Source organism: Acinetobacter sp. (assembly GCF_036659555.1).
In the GTDB taxonomy this organism is placed as follows: domain Bacteria; phylum Pseudomonadota; class Gammaproteobacteria; order Pseudomonadales; family Moraxellaceae; genus Acinetobacter.
This window is the reverse complement of record NZ_JAVXCI010000061.1, coordinates 1-19,267: the sequence shown is the minus strand read 5'-3', so window position 1 is coordinate 19,267 and position 19,267 is coordinate 1. Positions and strand designations below refer to the sequence as shown.

The window sequence follows — 19,267 nt, the reverse complement described above, 5'->3', positions numbered from 1 at the left end:
AATTTCTATGACTTTGTCTTTAAAATCTTTTGAATATCCCATGTCTTCCAGTGTAATAGATATTTAAGAACTTAGCTATATAGCTAAATTTTAAAGCCTGTATTACGCATAATTCCCGATAAAATATGATTGCACTGGATTTTAGCCACCTTAATTATTTCGGCAATAACGATGATGCTTGCACTGCCTCATTTTGCTTTAAAAGTTTCAATGCCTTTGCGCAGGCAAGATACTCCTTTGGAAAGACCCAAAGGAGCAAAAGTCTTTTATTGCCCATACACGGCGTCATTGCCGTGATGGGCAACGTGCGGCATCCCTGCCGCACGCGCGTATCCGAAGTTTATTTTACTCAAGGGTCTAGAATGACTTTATGTCAGTCAATTGAGGTAAGCTCTTTAATTTTTTTGGCTATTCACAGCGGAGTCTTAGCTGTTTAAATTCGGCAGTTAAGCTTTGCAAGAAAAACATTTGTCATCCGCAAAAGAAAATGCCAGCCAATTGCTTAACTGGCTGGCATTGGTCTATCAGGAATTGATTGCGGTGCAAAATTAAGATTTTGCCGGCTTGGCGTCATGCTGCGCCGGGTGCATGTCCGCTTTGGCTTTGTTCATGCTGTTTTTAGCCGCTTTAGTTTCCGCTGCTGCTTTGGCTTTTTCCTGTTCCGCTTTTTTGATGTCTTTTTGAACTGCCATCGCCTGATGCTTTTCAGCAGGGTGGGCGGCTTTTAGCGGCGCTTGAGCATGCTGTTCAGTTTTCTTTGCGTCATGCTTTGCCGCTTGAACATGCTGCTTCGCAGTTTTTTCAACAGCTGTGCATTTTCCGCCTTTATGATTTGGGCCAGTGCCGCCGGTTAATGCTGTGCCTTGCGGGCAGGCGAATGCTGTTGCGCTGAGCATGGTGAAAATGCCTGCTGTCAGGATTGTGCTGAGTTTTTTCATTTTGCAGTTCTATGTTAAGAAGGCATTAGCGCCTTTGCTTAAATTATGGCAATTGCCGGAAAAGTTAAGCTGCTGCTGTGTTGTTTAAAAGAAAAAGTATTTTATATCATTGTTTTTAAATTATTAATCTTAAGGCTAGCTTCATCTTGGCTGTTATTCTAATAAGAGAAAAGCCCCGGATTTAGTTAATCGCAGTCAGTTAAGCATTTTTAATCCTCCCCAACCCTCCTTTGAAAAAGGAGGGAGTATCTTGAATTCAGTACCGCATTGAATTCCTTACACAGCAATGCTGTTCATTCCCCTCTTTTGTAAAGAGGGGCTAGGGGAGATTTATCAATCTGTAATAATAAAATTACGCTTAACTGATCAGCATTACCTGATTCTAGGGGGCTTTTTCTCATTCGGGACAATTACACGTTAAAGCGGAAATGCAGCACGTCGCCGTCTTGAACCACGTAGGTTTTGCCTTCTAAGCGCCATTTGCCGGCTTCTTTCGCGCCAGCTTCGCCGCTGTACTGTACAAAGTCATCATAAGCGATACATTCAGCGCGGATAAAGCCTTTTTCAAAGTCAGTGTGAATCACGCCGGCTGCCTGCGGCGCAGTCGCGCCAATTTTCACCGTCCAGGCGCGGACTTCCTGCACGCCGGCAGTGAAGTAAGTCTGCAGGCCAAGCAGGTTGTAGCCTGCGCGGATCACGACGTTCAGGCCCGGTTCTTCCATGCCCATCGCCTCAAGGAATTCAGCGCGGTCTGCATCTTCAAGCAGCGAAATTTCAGCTTCAATCTGGTTGCACAGCGGCACCACAATGGCGTTTTCTTCAGCTGCCAGCTTTTTCACAGCGTCTAAATGCGGGTTATTTTCAAAGCCGTCTTCTGCAACGTTGGCAATGTACATGGTTGGCTTTAAGGTCATTAAGCCGAAACCGCGCACCAGTTTGCGCTCGTCATCATCCAGGCTGGCTGCGCGCGCAGGCTTGCCTTCGTCCAGCAATGGCAGAATTTTGTCCAGAACCGCTTTGGTCGCAAGCGCTTCTTTGTCGCCGCCTTTGGCAGATTTTGCTAAACGCGTTACGGCCTTAGTTACAGTTTCCAAATCGGCCAGCGCCAGTTCAGTATTGATGGTTGCGATGTCATCCAGCGGGTCAATTTTGCCGTTGACGTGAATCACGTTTTCATCTTCAAAGCAGCGCACGACATGCGCAATGGCGTCGGTTTCGCGGATATTGGCAAGGAACTGGTTGCCCAGGCCTTCGCCTTTAGACGCGCCCGCAACTAAGCCGGCAATATCTACAAATTCCATAGCCGTTGGCACCACGCGCTGCGGTTTTACAATTTCAGCCAGTTTGTCCATGCGCAGGTCTGGAACCGGCACAATGCCGGTATTCGGCTCAATGGTGCAGAACGGGAAGTTTTCCGCCGCGATAGCAGCTTTTGTCAATGCATTGAAAAGGGTAGATTTACCAACGTTCGGCAAGCCGACAATACCGCAATTGAAACCCATGTAAAACTCACAGCGTGTTATATGAAAATTGCAGGAGATTTTACATGAAAGCCGCGGCAAAGTCAGGTCATGGCTTTCATGTTTATGAAAATGGCTGCAATTCAGCGCAATCTAGGCTTTGCGCTTATCCAGCTGGCTGGAAATGGCATCTCCAGTGTACTGTACAAGCATCACTAAAATCACCAGAACAGCAATCACGGCAAACATGATCTGCATGTCAAAGCGCTGATAGCCGTAGCGGTAGGCAATGTCACCCAGGCCGCCGGCGCCAATCGCGCCGGCAATTGCGGACGAGTTGATCATGGTGACCAGCGTCACGGTAAATCCGGCCACAATGCCCGGCAAAGCTTCGGGCAGCAAGACATGCCAGATAATCTGCCGGCGGCTGCAGCCCATCGCCTGCGCCGCTTCAATCAGGCCCTGATCCACTTCGCGCAGGCTGACTTCCGCAATGCGCGCAAAGAACGGCGTGGCCGCCAGCGTCAGCGGCACCGCCGCCGCCCAGACGCCGTAGCTGGTGCCGACAATCCAGCGGGTAAGCGGAATCAGCGCCACCATGAGAATTAAAAAAGGCACTGAGCGGGTGATGTTGACGATTCCGCCCAAAGCCTGATTGATGCTTTTTGAGGGATAAATGCCGTGTCCGGATGTGCTGACTAAAACCACTGCCAGCGGCAAGCCGGCTAAAAACGCGATCAGCGCCGATACGCCGACCATCAGCAGGGTGTCAATTGTGCCGGTGAGCAGTAAATCAATGAGCTGGTCGTGCATAGCCAAGTACCTCAATTTGTGCAATATGATGTTTAAGCCGCTGCTGCAGCGCGCTGATGTCCAGCTGCGCTGCGGGAACAGCGACAATTAATGCGCCGACTAAATGCTGCTGAATGGTGTCGACATGGCTTTGGTACAGCTGCACCGGGCCATCCAGCTGGTTCAGCATGGCTTTTAAATCCGGCGACTGGCTGGCAGGCGCCGCATAGCGCAGCTTTAAAATCAGGTGGGTGGAATGGGCGTCCGGCAGTTTGTGCAGGTCGAATGGCAAATCCAGCTGTTCCAGCTTCAGCAGTTCCTGCGTCAGGGGCTGCTGCGGCGCGGAAAAAACCGACCAGACCTGTCCAGCCTCAATAATTTCACCGCGCTCAATAACCACCACCTGATCGCAGATTTCGCGGATCACCTGCATTTCATGGGTAATCAGCACAATGGTGATGCCGAGCTTGCGGTTGATTTCTTTCAGCAGCGACAGCACGGCAGCGGTGCTTTCCGGGTCCAGCGCAGACGTTGCTTCATCGCACAGCAGAATCTCCGGATGATGCACCAGCGCGCGGGCAATGCCGACCCGCTGCTTCTGCCCGCCGGACAGCTGCGACGGGTAATGATCGGCTTTTTCAGTCAGGCCAACCAGCTGCAGCGCTTCATTGACCCGCGGCGCAATTTCCGCAGCGCTGCAGCCTGCGACTTTCAGCGGCAGCGCGACATTTTCACGGACAGTTTTGGCGGACATTAAATTGAAGTGCTGAAAAATCATGCCGATGCACTGGCGCAGCTGAATCAGTTCCGCATGATTCAGGCGGGATAAGTCCTGCTGATGAATATGAATTGAGCCGCCGGAAATGGATTCCAGCCCATTCAGGGTGCGGATGAGCGAAGATTTCCCCGCGCCGCTTTTGCCGATAATGCCGAAAATTTTGCCTTCGGGAATCTCCAGATTAATGTTCTTCAGCGCATGCACCTGCGTTCCCTGAACATTGTAGTGCTTGTTTAAGTTTTTAATTTTGATATGCGGAATGGAAAAATCCACTTGCGAGCCGAAACTGACCATCATTGTTCTCCTTATTTTTTCGCCTTATTTCCAGCCTTCAAACCACATATTCCGGCCAAAATCGCGGTCTAAAATAGCTTTTACTTTTGTAGAGTTCTGAAACGCTTTGACAAAGGTTTCGAGTTTCTTGCCTTCATCGGCATAGTCTTTGCGGGTGACAAATAGAATGGCGTATTTTTTATCCGCAGGGTCTAAAAATAAGGCGCTGTGCGGGTTGGCTTTTTTCGCCATATTCAGATAATGCGGAAAGCCGAAAATCAGGTCTGCATCATCATAAGCCAGCGCAGTCTGCGGGCCTTCCACTTCTAGAAAGCTGAGCTGCTTGGGGTTGGACACAATATCCTGCAGCGTGGAAAGCTGATTGCCGATATCTCTGATCTGGACCAGGCCAGCGCGGTGCAGCAGAATTAAAGCGCGCGCGGAATTGACCGGATCACTGGGGATGACCACGCGCGCATGCTGAGGCAAATCAGCCAAAGCTTTATATTTTTTGGAATACAGGCCGACATGGCTGCCGCTTCCGGCAGCGAAAGCGCGCAGCTCATAGCCGGTTTGCTGAACGGCGTTGGCGAGAAATACGCTTTGCTGGAAAAAGTTGGCGTCAATATCGCCATTCTGCACAGCTACATTCGGCGCCTGCCAGTCAGAGAATTCAACCAGCTCGACATTGATGCCCTGCGTCTTGACATCGTCCGCCACGCTTTTGAGCAGTTCGGCATAGGGCGGGCTGATGCCGATTTTCAGCGTATTGCTGTGCTGGGCGGAATTGACCCAGCGGTAAGCGCCCAGCGTGATGACAAGGACAGCGGCCGCCGCCGCAATGGCCCAAAGTTTATTCCTGCTGCTGAGGGTAGTTGACATGCTTCAGCCTCACTTCCAGCCCGGGAACCAGAGCTTGGCGCCGAAGTCTGCGTCCAGCGCCTGCTTGACTTTCGGGGAGTTCTGATAGATATCGACGAATTTGCGCAGCTTGCCGCCTTCGTCCTGATAGCCTTCCTTGACGGCAAATAAAATTGCAAAGCGCTTGTCGGTATTGGAATCAAACAGCAGGGCGCTTTCCGGGTCGGCGGTTTTGGCCATGCGCAAATAGTGCGGGTAGCCGAAGGCCAGATCGGCATCGTCAATTGCGCGCGCAGTCTGCGGGCCTTCAACTTCGGTGAACTGCAGCTTTTTCGGGTTGGCTGCAATGTCTTTCAGGCTGGACAGGTAATTTTCCGGATTTTTCAGCGTGATCAGTTTGGCCTGCTGCAGCAGCTGCAGGGCGCGGCCCTGATTGACCGGATCATTCGGGATCACCACTTTGGCGCTGTCCGGCAGCGCTTCAAAGCTTTTATATTTTTTAGAATATAGGCCGACATGCGTGGCAGCGCCGATATCAAAGGCCTTGATTTTAAAATCGGTTTCCTTTTTGGCATTGTCTAAAAAGGGCTGATGCTGGAAAAAGTTGGCGTCAATGTCGCCGTGATTCAGGGTGATGTTGGGCGTATTCCAGTCGGAAAATTCCACAAGCCTGACATGAATGCCTTGCTGTTCCGCTTCCGCCGCCGCTGCCTGCAGCGGTTTGGCGAATGACGGGCTGATGCCGATCACCAGTTCCTGATTAGCCGTTTTTTTCTGCTGTGTCCAAATGGCTAAGCCAATAATAGCGATGGCCGCAATGACCCCGATAATGGCCAGCTTGGATTTTGCGCTTTGCGCCATGATGCACCTCAAATATGAATTAATGCTGTTTTGCTTGTATCAAGCGGATTGTTTTTTAATGTTTTCAGGGGCTGCGGATGATTTTGACGCCGTACACCGGAACTGCTCTGCGGGATGGCTGGCCGGCAGGCGGTCGCCCTGACTGAACAGCTTGCTGCGCAGGCTTCCGGAGGCATATTCGGTTTTGTAGCGTCCGCGCTGCTGCAGTTCAGGAATCACCAGCCGGATAAAGTCCTGATGCGATTCCGGCGCCACGGTGCGGGTCAGGTTGAAGCCGTCAATGCCGGTTTCATCCAGCAGCTGAATCAGCTGTTCGGCAACTGAAGCGCCGCTGCCTGCAAGCAGCGGATAGCGCCCGCCCAGAATGTGCTGCGCTTTTAAATCATTGCGGGTGATTTGCTGCTCTTTGAATTTCTGATTGACCGAAGCGATGCTGTTGGTCTGCTGATAAGGAATGGCCTGATCATCGGCAAAGCGGGAAAGGTCAATGCCCACGGAACTGGAATAATGCGCCAGGCCGGCTTCCGGGCTGGCATAGCGGATATATTCCGCCAGTTTTTCCTGCGCCAGCGCATCGGTTTCGGCAGTGACGGCAGTGATGCCGAGGAAAATTTTAACCGCCTCACGGCCGCGGCCCTGCGCATGCGCCAGATTGCGGATTTTTTCCACTTGGGCTTTGATTTTTTCCGGCTTGTCGCCGCCGATAAAGACCGCTTCCGCATGCCGGGCGGCAAACTGCAGGCCGCGCGGCGAGGCGCCTGCCTGAAACAGCACCGGCGTGCGCTGCACAGACGGTGAAACCTGAAACACGCCCTGGCTTTGGTAGTATTTTCCAGCATGCTGAATCGGATGCACTTTGGCTGGATCGGTGAAAATGCGCCGCTGCTTGTCCTTGCGCACCGCATCATCCTGCCAGGAGCCTTCCCAGAACTTGTAGCAAAGCTCAAGGAATTCTTCGGCCTGCGCATAGCGCTGGTCGTGGTCTTTCAGGCTTTTCTGCCCAATCAGCCGTTCCGCGCTGTCCAGATAGCCGGTGACAATATTCCAGCCAATCCGCCCTTGGGTAAGATGGTCTAAGCTGGCAAAGCGCCGGGCAAACTGATACGGCGGCTCATAGCTGAGATTGACGGTCACGCCAAAGCCCAGATGCTGCGTGACGGCAGCCATGGCGGAAATCAGGGTGCTGGGGTCGTGGCCCGGCAGCTGAATGGATTCTTTCAGGGTTAAATCCAGATTGCCCTGATAGACGTCATACACGCCGGTAATGTCCGCCAGAAACAGGCCGTCAAACAGGCCCTGTTCCAAGGTCTGGGCCAAGTCTGTCCAGTAGCTCAGCTCATTGAAGCGGTGCGATTCATCGCGCGGATGCGTCCAAAGGCCATGGTTGATGTGGCCGGCGCAATTCATGTCAAAGGCATTCAGCAGGATTTTTTTCGCTGCAGCCGGTGTTGAAGAATGGCTCATTACAGGGTCCCCCGGCGCGGCGGCAGTACGCCGTTCAGCAAGAAATTGGCAATAAAATAGTATTTCCAGCGCGACGCATCGTGCAGGGTATGCACGCGGGCATTGCGCCAGAAGCGGTCCAGCCCGTCGGCGCGCTGGCTGCCGCGGCTGCCGGCCAGTTCAATCAGTTTCGATGAGGCTTTCAGCGCGGTTTCCGTGCTGTGCACGCGGACTTTGGCGACATCCAGAGAGGCTTTGGCAATATTGGTTGCATCCGGCTGCGGGCGGGCAGCGTCAATGGAGCGCGCAGCCTGCTTCAGCAGGGCTTCGCTGGCGCGTACATCGGCAATGATTCTGCCCAGTTCATATTTGGTCAGCGGATCATCGGCGGCCGTGTCTGCGCCGGAGTCAATCCAAGGCCGGGCCTGGCGCACGCGCACAAGGCTTTCTTCAAAAGCCGCCCGGGCAATGCCGGTTTCAATCGCGGCATGCATAATCTGCGCAAAAGGGCCGACCAGCGTCGGTTCGGAAAACACCGTGTCAAAAGCAATCACATCTTCCGCGCTGACCGCGACACGGCTGAATTTGACGGTGCCGCTGCCGGTGGTGCGCTGGCCAAAGCCCGACCAGTCATCAATCAATTCCAGGCCTTGGCTTTCGCGCGGGATGAAGGCTAAAAACTCGCGGCCGTCGGCGTCTTTGACCAGCGCTGGAATGCGGTGCGCAAACAGGCTGCCGGTGCAGTAGAATTTTTCCCCATTGACTTCAAAGCCGGCGCCTTTTTTCAGGATGGAAGTCTGCTTTTGCGAAGCCGTTTTGGTTTTAAACTCCGCCAGCGCATTGCCGAAGCGCGCGCCGTTCAGCACTTCCGCATACAGCTTGCGTTTCTGCTGTTCCGTTCCGGTATTGCGCAGGACTTCCAGCGCATAAAAATGGTTTTGCGGAATCTGGCCAATTGAGCCGTCTGCACCGCTCATCAGGGCGATAACCTGAGCCACGGTATAGCTGGAAACCTCGGCGCCGCCATACGCTTGGGGCACGGTAATGGCCCACAGCCCAGACTGGCTGTAAGCCTCAATTTCCTGAAAAGGCAGCAGCCGCTGCGCATCGCGCTGGACTGCGCCGGCTTTAAACTGCGCCGCCAAGTTCTGCGCAATTTCAAGAGCTTCAGCGTCTGACTGAATAATATGCGCCGGCGCCTGGCGCTGAAAAGAAACCGGATTTTGAAATGAAGTCATGAGGGTTTTCCTTAAATCCAGGCATGGCGCGCAGGCAGCGCGCCGTTGAGGTAATAGTCGCCCAGCGCATGCAGTTTCCAGCGCACAGGGTCATGCAGGGTATGCACGCGGGCATTGCGCCAGTGCTGATCAAAATTGTGGATGCTTAAGCTGGAGCGGCTGCCGCCGAGCTCCAGCAGTTTTTCTGAAATATGCAGGGCGGCGTCATTGGCGTAGACTTTGGCTTCCGCCACCCGAATGGAAGCCTTGGCTGCCTGCTGCCCGCTTACGGCCTGCAGCTGGTCCAGTTCATCCAGATATTCCGCGGCCTCGTCCAGCAGCAGAATGGCTGCATCCAGCAGCACTGCGGACTTTCCGACTTCCTGCAGGGTATAGTGCTCATGGCTGGCTTTATCGGCCTGAGCATCGGCAATCGGGCGCGCCTTATGCACGGCGGCAAGGGTATCGGCAAAAGCCGCTTCCGCAATGCCGACGTCAATGGCCGTCTGCAGCAGCTGCGAATAGGCGCCCCGGTAGTTTGGCGCTGCTGTTAATTTGCGTTCATCAAAAATTAAAAGAGGGTCAATTTCGGCATGCTGCAGTTTAACCGTGCCGCTGGAGGTGGTGCGCTGGCCAAAACCGTCCCAGTCATCTGTAATTTCTACGCCTTGGGTCTGGCTGCTGACCAGAGCCAGCACTGTATGGCCTTGCGGGTGGATGGCTTTAATCGCCAGCCAGTGCGCGAAGCTGCTGCCGGTTGAATAAAACTTTTCAGCGTCAATGAAATAGCGGCCGTTTTCGATGCTCAGCGCGGCCGCCAGTGTTTTGGTGTCTTTGGTATGGCGCTCAGGGCCGCCATTGGCCAGGCGCTTGCCTTGCAGGATTTCATTGAAAATAAAGCGCTTTTGCTGCGCTGTTCCCATAATGTCAATAAGATGCAGCAGGCTGATCTGGTTCTGCGGAATTTGCCCCACGCTGGAATCCGCTTTATTGAGTATGCGGAACACCTGCGCCAAGATTTTATTGGACACATAAGCGCCGCCGAATTCTTGAGGAATGCGCATGCCGCCCAGGCCTTTGCTGCTGAACAGCTCTATTTCGGCAAAGGGAAGCGTGCGGTTCTGATCGCGCTGATTCCGGCCTTCCAGTGCATAATCGGCAACCTGGTATGCGGCATTGACAGCATCCTGGCCGTTTTCAATAATCTGAACATTTGGAGCAATTAAACGGGACATAATGACACCTTTTCTAGATATCAAAACGCTACCGGGATTCCGCCCGAAAATTAAATGAAGGATTGTTATTTCATTAGCAGAATCGGTGTTTAAGAAAAATCCTGCTGGCTATTGCACTGAAATCGATAAATTAATTGCTTGAATTAGAACATAATATTATAAAATCCGGCTTTTTCTGGCCTAGGCTTTACAGCGCCTTATCTGCATTTAAGCTATGAAAGCGGGAAATAGAGATAACAGCCGGCGCGCGGACAGGCGGCTAAACTTTGAATTTGCGGTGAAAAGCATATTGTTTTTCTAAAACGGTGTGACTAAAGTATCCAACTAAAATACTTGGCTTTGCTGCGCCAAGTGAAAAATAAATTCGGAGCGTTTATGCGTACTTTATACCAGTTTCCACTCTCGCATTTTTGTGAAAAGGCGCGCTGGCTGCTGGACTACAAAGAGCTGGAATATACTGCGCATAATCTGATGCCCGGCGTGCACCGCGCATTTGCGCAATTGAAAACCGGGCAGAATAAATTGCCGATCCTGCGCGATCAGGAGCAGTGGATTGCGGATTCCACGCAAATCGCCCTGTATCTGGATGAGCATTATCCGGAACACGCTTTGCTGCGTTCAGATTCGGAACTGCGCCAGCAGGCGCTGGAAATTGACCGCCTGTCGGTAGAGCTGGGGCGGCATGTGCGCCGCTGGGGGCTTTCGCATGTTCTGGCCGAAAGCGATGAATCTCTGGATATTCTGATTGGCGAAAAAGGCTATCTGCGCCAATTTGAAAAATACTCTAAACCGATTATTAAAGCCCTGGTGTCTAAAGGCTACCAGCTGGACTCAGCCAAAGTGGAGCAGTCTAAAAGCGCCATGCAGGCGTTGATTGCAGAGCTGAATGCGCGCTTAATTCAGCAGGGCGGGCGCTATTTTTCCGGTGAGCGCCTGGGCCTGGCTGATATTGCAGTCTGCTCGATGCTGGCGCCGATTTTAGAAATTGCCGGCACGCCTTGGGAAAAAGAGCATGCCGACAACCGCTCTGAAGAATTCAAAGCCTATAAGGCTTATTTAACCGGATTGCCGCTGGGCCAGTATGTGATCCGCATCTATCAGACTGAGCGCAATGCCCGCGTGGACTGGCGCGGGGTGTAAAGCGGCGGTGAGCGCCTCGGCAGGGCAGCCGGATTTGCAAAGCATGCCTGCCCGGGCGGTTGAATCAGTGCCCAGCCGGCCTGCGCCTGAGAAAATATTCTAAATAATTTGCAAATGCTCCATTATTTTTTTATATATGAACAATACGTGAAAATAATTTTGAAAAATTGCGGACTTATTTATATTGAATGTTCAATGGCCCGCGGCCTGAAAGGCATTCGGTATAGGTCTGCGCTGAAAAAATGAATAACTGAATTGGCTGCTGGATTGATTCAGCAGGCAATGGAGCGAAGAATGGAATTGGACCGTTTTGATAAGCAGATACTTGAAATTTTAACGCATGAAGATCTGAACCTGAATGAACTTTCAGAGCGCATTAATCTTTCGGTCAGTTCGGTGCACAGGCGCATTAAGCATTTGATTGACACCAATATTATTACCGGCCTGAAACGCGACATCAACTATCAGAAGCTCGGCTTCAGCCTGCATGTGATTCTGCAGGTATCGCTCAGCAAGCATGATACGGATACCTTTGCCAAGTTTCTGGAAGAGCTGGAAAGCATTCCGGAAGTGATCAATGCTTTTTTAGTCACAGGGCAGTCCGCCGACTTTTTAGTGGAAGTGGTGGCGCGCGATATGGAAAACTACAGTGAAATCCTGCTGAAGCGCATTGGCAAGATTGAGCATGTGGTGGCGCTGCACTCCAGTTTTGTGATTAAGGAATACAGCCATGTTTTCAACTGCAGCGGCCTGCTGAGCAGAGTGTAAAAGCGCATAAAAAACGCGCTGTTCAGCGCGTTTTTTCAGCAGTCAAAGCATCAGTCTTCAAGCTGAGCCAATACTTCATCCGTAAATTCAACGTTGGTGTAAACGTTCTGCACATCATCCAGATCTTCAAACATATCAATCATTTTCATGATGAGTTTGGCCTGATCGGCATCATTGATTTCAGCCTTAGTTGATGGGCTCATGACCACTTCAGCATTGTCAGACTTCAAGCCGGCAGCGTGCAGGGCATCCTGAACATCACCGAAAGATTCCGGCGTCGTCACCACAACAATTTCAGTTTCGCCGACTTCAATGTCTTCTGCGCCCGCTTCCAAAGCCACGTCCATGATTTTATCTTCTAAAGACACATCTTCAAAAGTAATCTCGCCGCGCTTGGTGAACAGATACGCTACAGAACCCGCTGTGCCTAAGTTGCCGCTGGTTTTAGAGAAGCAGTGGCGCACATCCGGAACGGTGCGGTTCAGGTTGTCAGTCATGGTTTCGACCAGCACAGCAACACCGCCCACGCCGTAGCCTTCGTAGGTTACTTCTTTTAAGTCGTCGTTGTCTTCACCGCCTGCGCCGCGCTGAACCGCGCGGTTGATGGTGTCGCGCGTCATGTTTACAGACAGCGCTTTTTCAATTACGGCGCGTAGACGCGGGTTGCTTGCGGCATCAGGGCCGCCTAATCTGGCAGCAGTCGTTAATTCACGGATGTATTTCGTGAAAACTTTACCGCGGCTCGCATCTTGTTTAGCTTTGCGGTGCTTAATATTGGCCCACTTGGAATGACCCGCCATGCGAAATATGCTCCTTGTAGATTGGCCTTATGCCGATCAGATTGTGCAAATTCTACCATAAGCCCTTTTTTTTGAGAAAGGGCCTGCTTTCGAGTTTTTAAACAATTAAAGCGGGTTTTTAGGTTCCGGGATAATAATATCCAGCCCGACATTTTCTTTATACAGCTTTTTCATCAGCGCAAGGTCATGATCCAGATCGGTCGGATAGATTTTGCCGAAAATGCCGCCTTGCTTGGTTTCAGAATTGGCATACATCAGCACAATCGGCACGCCGGCGGCTTTTGCGATATGCCAGAAACCGGTGCGGATTGGCCTGCGGGCCTCGCCGCGTTCGGCGCGGGTCGCTTCAGGGGCAATCACCAGATTGAATTTGGCGTTCTGTTCAAAATGCCCGACCATTTGCGAAACAATATCCTTGCTGGACTTGCGGTCTACAGGAATGCCGCCCAGCGCTTTGAGCACAGGCTTTAAAGGGCCTTTAAACAGTTCTCTTTTAATTAAAATATGAATTTTAAGGTCATAAATTTGAAACAGCGCAAGAGACAAAATGGCATCCATCATTGAGGTATGCTCAAAGCCTACAATAACCTGTTTATCTTCAAGCACGCCCGGCGTGACTTCATAGCGCCAGCCTGCCAGTTTGAAAGAGGTTTCACCAATAAATTTTTTCAGCATACAAAAGCAAAGGCTATCAGTCACAGAGAGCGCTAATTTCTGCCTGTTTTGGCCGGCAGTCAATAGTCAATACGCCTAAGCCGGTAAATAAAATACAGCTGTAGTGAAAATAATTTTGCTGTGCGGCTGAGGCTGGCTTAAACTTAAAATGCATGGCCGGAGCTGAAATAAGACGCATAAGCGATTAATTGATAAGAAATAAGTCTTAAAAAGCGCTTTTATGCACTATCCAGTGCAGAAAATAACTATTAGACTTTTGTCGTAGGCCGTACAAGCGCTGCCTGCGGTTTTATTCTGTTGAATGGTTTGCAGGGGGACTGGAAGAATGACCTATATGACAGCTTTTTTATTTGCATCGCTCATATTCGTTGCGGTTGTTCTTTGGTCGCTGTTTGAGCTGCATGCGGAATCTAAAAAGCAGCAGTTTGAGTAAGAGGCAGGCGCCTGCCTGCGGGTGCAGTTTTCTGAATTGCTGTGATAGTGTGCAAGCGGTATGAAAAGTGCTTGTATTTTGAAAAAATCTTCGCTAGTATTCTCAGTCGGTTGAACTTACTTATTGATATGTAACAAGTTCAGCATGCAGGGCCTATAGCTCAGTTGGTTAGAGCAGCGGACTCATAATCCGTTGGTCCACAGTTCAAGTCTGTGTGGGCCCACCAAATTCAAACCCCGTAACTCATTGAGTTATGGGGTTTTTTCAATGGGTTTTTGAAATTTTTATCTATGTTTAATGGACCGAACTGTGGTCCATCATACATATAATCCGATGGTCTGGGGCGTGAATGACTTGGCCGTGGATCCATTTCCCATCTACAGTTTTCAGCATTCTGGCTTTCCACTCGATTTTCGACATAGATGCAACATCTTTGATCTAAATCATCGAGGCGAAAAGCGTGTGGAAAACGAAAAGGCGTAGGGGAATTTGTAGGTTCTGCTTCTTGCAGGTTTTCTCCTATGATTCAAGGGGAATTCGGGTTGAGTCGAGGGGCATTTTCACTTAAAAATATTTTGTATTAGGGGGCGAAGATAGTACATACCAACTATATTTTAAAAAACTTATTGTCTTTGGATAGTTCTAGAATAATGTACTTTTGATATTTGGCATAGTCCTCATGTGATAGCTTATCTGAGAGCATTGAAACGATATGCTGCCCCGAAAGCTGGATGGATGCATCAAATATTTTTCTTATATATTGAATATCAATTTCATCTATAGAATCATGAAGTACAAAATTAGGTCGTGAGGCTTTATTTTCAGAAACAGTTTTAATATAACTCAAATCAAATGTAACGACCTCAAGCCTTTTCAAACCGCCTTCATTATTAGATTGTATTTCATCAACAGCAGGTTGGCATTCGCCTTTTTCATTGTTCAAATGTAGACTAAAATTATATTCCACGTTATAAAATTTTTTAGTATACATTCTAAAATTACTGATGAAATTTTCTTCAAATTTTGTCACATTCATGAGTTCATTTTTAAGGTGACTAGATAATTCAGATAATCCTTTTTCTTCTCTTTCTAAATCGCTTTCTAAATCATCCCTTTTTTCAATAATAGCTGTTAATTTAGCTAAGTCTTTATTAAGAGTACCAATTTGTTTAACTGTTTCAGAAAGTTCCTCGATTTTCTTTTTTGATTTTAATTCTTCAAAAAGAGTATGCTTTTGGTCCTCTAATAACTCAAACTTAGTAACGATTGCTTCATGTCTTCTTTTTAGGTTTTCGAGATCGTTAGAAACAAAATCTTTTTTTGTGTTTAAAAGAATGTCATGAAAAATTAATGCTTGTTCATAATCATTAAGTACTGATTCTATTTTAATTGATGCATAATCATAGATTGAACGAAGCTCATTCAATAGAATGGACTGTTCTTTTTCTTTTAGTATTTCATTGGTTTTAATAATGTTTTTTATCTTGAAATCTAAAGTGAATATTTCATTTGATAGTTCATCTTGTTTGTCATCTATTTTATTAATATTTTGAACAATTTCTAATTTATCTCCACCTTTCTCAGTCAGAGAAAGTGATTTTTCAAGTTTTCCTATTTCACTTTTTAACTTAGATAATGAACCGACTATTTTTTCTTGACTAATTACACTATTGAAGGCTTTCAGATTTCTTTTATACCGAGCTGTTGTTGTTTTTAAAGCATGTATTTTACTTAATATTTCAGTGTCATTAAAATTAAAAAGATAGAGGAAAACTGTATTTATATCAGATTCATTAACATTTCTAGTATTATCAAATTTAACTGTTTTTGTCATTCTATGCTGATTAGTCCTTAAGAATTTAGGTGCTAATTTCCTTATTGTTGGTTTACTAGAGAAAACATTGAAAATACTCACCATTATATGAGCATTATACTCCTTACTTTTAACTTCTATGCCATTTAAAATATAGTTTTGTTTAACTTTGTCTGTAGATAGTCTTCTTTTTATTACTGTATATTTTCCGTCCAGACCTAAATATTCTAAGGAGGCATACACTTTACTATTAGTAAATAGCTGCTCTATTTCTTGTTTGGGTGTTCCAAACTCTTCATCAATGTAAATAGGAGCAATAGATCCATCAAATAAATAGTCCAAGACTCTACCTAACGTAGATTTCCCAACACTATTTCCAGCTTCATTTACTTTCTTTTTGCTTGTAATAATATTTAAACTGTCAAGGAAAGGTATTTCTCTTACATTTTTACCATCAATTTCTAAGACAAACCTAATAAATTTCATTAATAAAAACCTCTTTACCATTATGATTAATAGCGGAAATAATATATAACCAATCTAAGGTCAGTATTATATAATCAACACTAATCGAAAGTTCTTTTGTACCTAACTTCATTAATTTTAATATGGAAATTCGCTTGTTATTGGTTTTATTTAACTTTTTAAGAATATATCCGCCAATAAAAAGCACATTTAGTTCTGGTGATGTGCCTTTAATTGGTAGCATTTGGGTTCTCCAAAATAAAACATTCAACAAAAGCATGTGCAACAACTACGCTTACACCAATTTCTATCTGTTCTTTAAAGTTTGTAACATTTGCAGATTTGTAAACAAACTTTTTTAATTGGTTAATTACATCTCCGATGATATCGTCAGCATGTTGCCGAATCTGATTAATATCTGGTTTAAATGCATCTATTTCATACTTTTCTAAAGAAAGACAATACATTTCATTTAGCAAAAACATAGCATTTTGTTTCCCATTAACTATACTTTTATCTGCTATATAATATGCTGTTTCAATATGTGAAGAGTAGGATTTATAATGTAATACTATACGACGTTTACTTTTAAGCAGGTTGTGATTTATTTTTTGCTCAACAGCAGGAGGGAAGGATCTATCCATAATGTTGATTTTTACATCTACTGAAGAAATATTATCAATTATTATATTGATGATAGAGTCAACATTAATTTCTGGAGACTCTATGTTATAAAAGTCTCCCTCGATTTTTGCAATGTCAAATTTAGTTCCACACATAAATAAATCCTAGGTTTAATTAGGCATTGTAATTAAAGTTACCTTTAATTACGCCTTGATTTATATTTGTCTTCCCATTTTGATTTACTTCTTGATAGTTGTCATGAATATCATTACTTTCTATATTTATTATCTTTTGTTCAAGGTTGTGATAATCAACTTTAAGTTTCTCATAATTAGTAGTAAGAGAAATATTTTTATTGCTAATTTTATTCACCATATTTTTTTGTAGTAGTGCATAAATGAAGCTCATAACTGTGCAAAACCAAGCTATTGCTACGGCAGGACCACTACTAAAGAAATCTAGAAATTCTGTCATTACGAAGACTCGATTTAAAAATTTTACTATTGTAGCTGTAATATAGATCAATTGCATATAGAATTTTAATAATTACAACTAGATAGATTGCTGGATAGTGCACACATCTCATATGCATTTAACCAGTTTTCATATAGATATTATTTTCATGGTCTTTAACCACTAAAGGAGTGACCATGAAAAAACACTATCCAGAACTCGAATCCGTATCTAAAGTCATCGAGACTCTTCCACATCCACAATGTAAATCTATAGCCAAAGCAATTCGGGTCTGTAATGATAAAAAGACAGACCTGTCAACAAAGCTTTGCGCTGTTGCTCTTGTGTTTATTTGAGTGGGAGAAGAATTGATAATGGCTATTTTACAGCAATGGTTAATTCAGCAGCGTCAGGCAAAGAAGTTAACTTTAGAGCAATTGGCAAACCGCTTAGGTAAGCCTGTTTTCTATGTTCAGGATGTCGAAAGTGGAAAACATCAGTTGGATGTTGTGGAGTATTTATTCTACTGTAAAGCTTTAGACATTAACCCTAGTCAAGGGTTAGAGCTCATCGAATCAAGTCTGACTTCTAACTAGAAGCTCTCCTTTTAAGACATTCAGTCTTTAGGTCCTAAGAGCACCTGCTCAATCAAAAGCAATCCATCTTGTGGATTAACGCCTAGCTTTCGGCAATACCAAACATATTCAACCACATCTAAACGGCGTTCGCCTTGTTCAACTTTTTGAACAAACGAGTGTGGCTTTTCCATGCGTTCTGCTAGTGCACGCATAGATAAGTTTTGGTCCTGTCGTGCTTGCTTCAACCAGTTCGTCAAAGCCTGCATCTCTTTCGTATTGATACTTGCTGTCATGCGCTCATTATCGATACAATGTGTGATGTACCCAATACCGGTACATTGCTTTGATTTGGACTCGGAAGTTGAGCTTAAGCTATTACTTTATAATCATATTTAAAGGAAATTGTATGGGGTTTTCTAACCTACTCGGCTCCGCTTTAACAGCGGTAGCAACTTTATCAGGTGATCCTGATGTACAGCGTGCAGCAAATTCTGCCAATGATCTAGTTGTGTCTTATCAAACGCAGCAACAGCAAGCAATGGCTGAGCGTATCTTGAACTCTCCTGATGGGATTATCCCTGTCACAGAAAAAGGAGTCACTGTTTGGCGCGCATTGCACTATAACGGGAATGGTGAGGTTGTTGGCTTTTATGACTTTAATAGCAAAGAGGAATATTTATTGTTAAAGCAACAGGAACTCAAAGCACAGCAACTGAAACAGCAACAACTTCAAGCTGAACAAGCTCAAGCTCAACGTAAGTATGCTGCTCAAAAGACCAAGAAGCAAGGTGATGTATCCATATCTGATATCGATGCCTATGGTCAGACATTGGGTGGATTAGAGCATGCTGTAATGGCATGTTCCAAATATCGTGAGAATACACCTCCTTGGAATGACTGTATTTATAGTCTGGTGAATTAATTAAATCGTGAGATTATTATGAAAACTTTCAAACTCTTATTTTGCCTTTTAGCAGGTCTTGCTATTTCTAATGTCGCATCAGCAAAGACTGAACAAGTCACACTTAAAAAGGATCTGATCTTTAGTGGTGAAGCGATTATTTTCCCAACAACCAAAGGTGAAGTTATTTTGAATGCATACATACTGCCAGACAAAGTGGCCAAGCAAATGAAGTCTTTCAAGAAAGGGCAATGCCTGCAAATTCAATCCAAGAATGGATTTTTTAAAGACACCAACGATGGTCAATACATCCAAAGTATTCGACCATGTGTGAAAAAGTAATAAACAACGATAGGAGTAATTTATGAAAAAACTGATATTCGCATCATTATTGACTGTTACTGGATTGGCTCATGCAGCACCGAATGTATGGCAATCTGGCTATGCTCAAGGCTTTTCTGAATATTCAATTCAAGATGGTAAAGGCAATACGCTTTGGGTAACTTGTAATGAGGGAGCAGGAGATGATTACGATCATTCAGCACGACTACAAACGGCAAAGAAAAGTTATGAAAATACCGACTCTAAATACCCATTAACTTTCTTATTGAATGGGAAAACCAAAGTTGCTGCACCAGGAACGACAAAATGGCGTAATGGTGCAAATGCTTGGTATGAGTTCTCACAAGGAATCTCTAAAGCCCAAAAGATTGATGTGTACCTAAACAATAAAAAGGTCACAACATTCACCCCTAATCT

At 46.4% G+C, this 19,267-nt stretch carries 22 protein-coding genes and 1 tRNA gene; 7 read left to right on the top strand and 16 right to left on the bottom strand.

From position 1 onward, the window contains the following. Positions 1-548 precede the first annotated feature (548 nt). The 9 genes from RSA72_RS09485 to RSA72_RS09445 all read right to left on the bottom strand — a co-directional run bounded on the left by RSA72_RS09485 (position 549) and on the right by RSA72_RS09445 (position 9,858). Entirely contained in the window at positions 549-938 is a 390-nt protein-coding gene (locus tag RSA72_RS09485; protein WP_332622832.1) for a hypothetical protein, read from the bottom strand. A gap of 410 nt (positions 939-1,348) precedes the next feature. Then, positions 1,349-2,440: a redox-regulated ATPase YchF gene (ychF, locus tag RSA72_RS09480; RefSeq protein WP_332622830.1), complete on the bottom strand. Its 1,092-nt coding sequence runs from the start codon at positions 2,438-2,440 to the stop codon at positions 1,349-1,351. 111 nt (positions 2,441-2,551) lie between these two features. Further along, on the bottom strand, positions 2,552-3,211 hold the full coding sequence (locus tag RSA72_RS09475) for a methionine ABC transporter permease (RefSeq protein ID WP_332622829.1): 660 nt from the start codon (positions 3,209-3,211) through the stop codon (positions 2,552-2,554). After that, positions 3,192-4,262: a methionine ABC transporter ATP-binding protein gene (locus RSA72_RS09470; protein ID WP_332622834.1), complete on the bottom strand. Its 1,071-nt coding sequence runs from the start codon at positions 4,260-4,262 to the stop codon at positions 3,192-3,194. The genes RSA72_RS09475 and RSA72_RS09470 overlap by 20 nt, the downstream gene beginning before the upstream one ends. A gap of 24 nt (positions 4,263-4,286) precedes the next feature. Then, complete coding sequence (locus RSA72_RS09465; protein ID WP_332622828.1) at positions 4,287-5,123, bottom strand: MetQ/NlpA family ABC transporter substrate-binding protein; 837 nt, start codon at positions 5,121-5,123, stop codon at positions 4,287-4,289. 9 nt (positions 5,124-5,132) lie between these two features. Further along, positions 5,133-5,963 carry a MetQ/NlpA family ABC transporter substrate-binding protein gene (locus RSA72_RS09460; RefSeq protein ID WP_332622826.1) on the bottom strand — a complete coding sequence of 277 codons (831 nt, stop codon included), beginning with the start codon at positions 5,961-5,963 and terminating at the stop codon, positions 5,133-5,135. Positions 5,964-6,002: 39 nt separating this feature from the next. Beyond that, entirely contained in the window at positions 6,003-7,427 is a 1,425-nt protein-coding gene (locus tag RSA72_RS09455; protein ID WP_332622824.1) for an LLM class flavin-dependent oxidoreductase, read from the bottom strand. Next, positions 7,427-8,644: an SfnB family sulfur acquisition oxidoreductase gene (locus RSA72_RS09450; RefSeq protein WP_332622823.1), complete on the bottom strand. Its 1,218-nt coding sequence runs from the start codon at positions 8,642-8,644 to the stop codon at positions 7,427-7,429. Before RSA72_RS09450 ends, RSA72_RS09455 begins: the two co-directional genes overlap by 1 nt. Positions 8,645-8,655: 11 nt before the next feature. Continuing rightward, the gene (locus RSA72_RS09445; protein WP_332622821.1) at positions 8,656-9,858 is read right to left on the bottom strand and encodes an SfnB family sulfur acquisition oxidoreductase; all 1,203 of its coding nucleotides are present in this window, start codon (positions 9,856-9,858) and stop codon (positions 8,656-8,658) included. A gap of 375 nt (positions 9,859-10,233) precedes the next feature. Between RSA72_RS09445 and RSA72_RS09440 the strand changes: the two genes are divergently transcribed. Then, positions 10,234-10,998: a glutathione S-transferase family protein gene (locus RSA72_RS09440; protein WP_332622820.1), complete on the top strand. Its 765-nt coding sequence runs from the start codon at positions 10,234-10,236 to the stop codon at positions 10,996-10,998. A 294-nt stretch (positions 10,999-11,292) separates the two neighbouring features. Further along, the gene (locus RSA72_RS09435) at positions 11,293-11,766 is read left to right on the top strand and encodes an Lrp/AsnC family transcriptional regulator (protein WP_332622819.1); all 474 of its coding nucleotides are present in this window, start codon (positions 11,293-11,295) and stop codon (positions 11,764-11,766) included. A 50-nt stretch (positions 11,767-11,816) separates the two neighbouring features. On the opposite strand, the gene RSA72_RS09430 is transcribed toward RSA72_RS09435, so the two are convergent. Together RSA72_RS09430 and RSA72_RS09425 are read right to left on the bottom strand one after the other, a co-directional pair. Further along, positions 11,817-12,566, bottom strand: coding sequence for a YebC/PmpR family DNA-binding transcriptional regulator (locus tag RSA72_RS09430; protein WP_332622818.1), 750 nt, complete (start codon positions 12,564-12,566; stop codon positions 11,817-11,819). Positions 12,567-12,671: 105 nt separating this feature from the next. Further along, positions 12,672-13,241, bottom strand: a complete 570-nt coding sequence (locus RSA72_RS09425; RefSeq protein ID WP_332622816.1) for a 1-acyl-sn-glycerol-3-phosphate acyltransferase — start codon at positions 13,239-13,241, stop codon at positions 12,672-12,674. 582 nt (positions 13,242-13,823) lie between these two features. Between RSA72_RS09425 and RSA72_RS09420 the strand changes: the two genes are divergently transcribed. Beyond that, positions 13,824-13,900: transfer RNA gene (locus RSA72_RS09420), tRNA-Ile, on the top strand. A gap of 381 nt (positions 13,901-14,281) precedes the next feature. Here the strand turns inward: RSA72_RS09420 and RSA72_RS09415 are convergent. Genes RSA72_RS09415 through RSA72_RS09400 form a run of 4 tightly spaced genes read right to left on the bottom strand, consistent with a single transcriptional unit; the run spans position 14,282 to position 17,050 of the window. Next, complete coding sequence (locus tag RSA72_RS09415; RefSeq protein WP_332633102.1) at positions 14,282-15,973, bottom strand: DUF2326 domain-containing protein; 1,692 nt, start codon at positions 15,971-15,973, stop codon at positions 14,282-14,284. Beyond that, a complete protein-coding gene (locus RSA72_RS09410) occupies positions 15,960-16,196 on the bottom strand; it encodes an ABC-three component system middle component 6 (protein WP_332633100.1) in 237 nt (78 codons plus the stop codon). Before RSA72_RS09410 ends, RSA72_RS09415 begins: the two co-directional genes overlap by 14 nt. Next, the gene (locus tag RSA72_RS09405; RefSeq protein WP_332633098.1) at positions 16,183-16,731 is read right to left on the bottom strand and encodes an ABC-three component system protein; all 549 of its coding nucleotides are present in this window, start codon (positions 16,729-16,731) and stop codon (positions 16,183-16,185) included. The genes RSA72_RS09410 and RSA72_RS09405 overlap by 14 nt, the downstream gene beginning before the upstream one ends. A 19-nt stretch (positions 16,732-16,750) precedes the next feature. Next, complete coding sequence (locus tag RSA72_RS09400; RefSeq protein WP_332633096.1) at positions 16,751-17,050, bottom strand: hypothetical protein; 300 nt, start codon at positions 17,048-17,050, stop codon at positions 16,751-16,753. A gap of 353 nt (positions 17,051-17,403) precedes the next feature. Here RSA72_RS09400 and RSA72_RS09395 point away from each other — a divergent pair, with 353 nt between their 5' ends. Continuing rightward, a complete protein-coding gene (locus tag RSA72_RS09395; protein ID WP_332633094.1) occupies positions 17,404-17,625 on the top strand; it encodes a helix-turn-helix domain-containing protein in 222 nt (73 codons plus the stop codon). 20 nt (positions 17,626-17,645) lie between these two features. Here RSA72_RS09395 and RSA72_RS09390 read toward each other — a convergent pair whose 3' ends face one another. Continuing rightward, positions 17,646-17,900: a helix-turn-helix domain-containing protein gene (locus RSA72_RS09390; protein WP_332633092.1), complete on the bottom strand. Its 255-nt coding sequence runs from the start codon at positions 17,898-17,900 to the stop codon at positions 17,646-17,648. A 113-nt stretch (positions 17,901-18,013) separates the two neighbouring features. Between RSA72_RS09390 and RSA72_RS09385 the strand changes: the two genes are divergently transcribed. The 3 genes from RSA72_RS09385 to RSA72_RS09375 form a co-directional block, all read left to right on the top strand. Further along, on the top strand, positions 18,014-18,529 hold the full coding sequence (locus tag RSA72_RS09385; RefSeq protein WP_332633090.1) for a hypothetical protein: 516 nt from the start codon (positions 18,014-18,016) through the stop codon (positions 18,527-18,529). 18 nt (positions 18,530-18,547) lie between these two features. Beyond that, positions 18,548-18,850, top strand: coding sequence for a hypothetical protein (locus RSA72_RS09380; RefSeq protein WP_332633088.1), 303 nt, complete (start codon positions 18,548-18,550; stop codon positions 18,848-18,850). Positions 18,851-18,872: 22 nt separating this feature from the next. Further along, positions 18,873-19,267 (top strand): hypothetical protein (locus RSA72_RS09375; protein ID WP_332633086.1); only part of this gene is annotated, 395 nt, incomplete at its 3' end.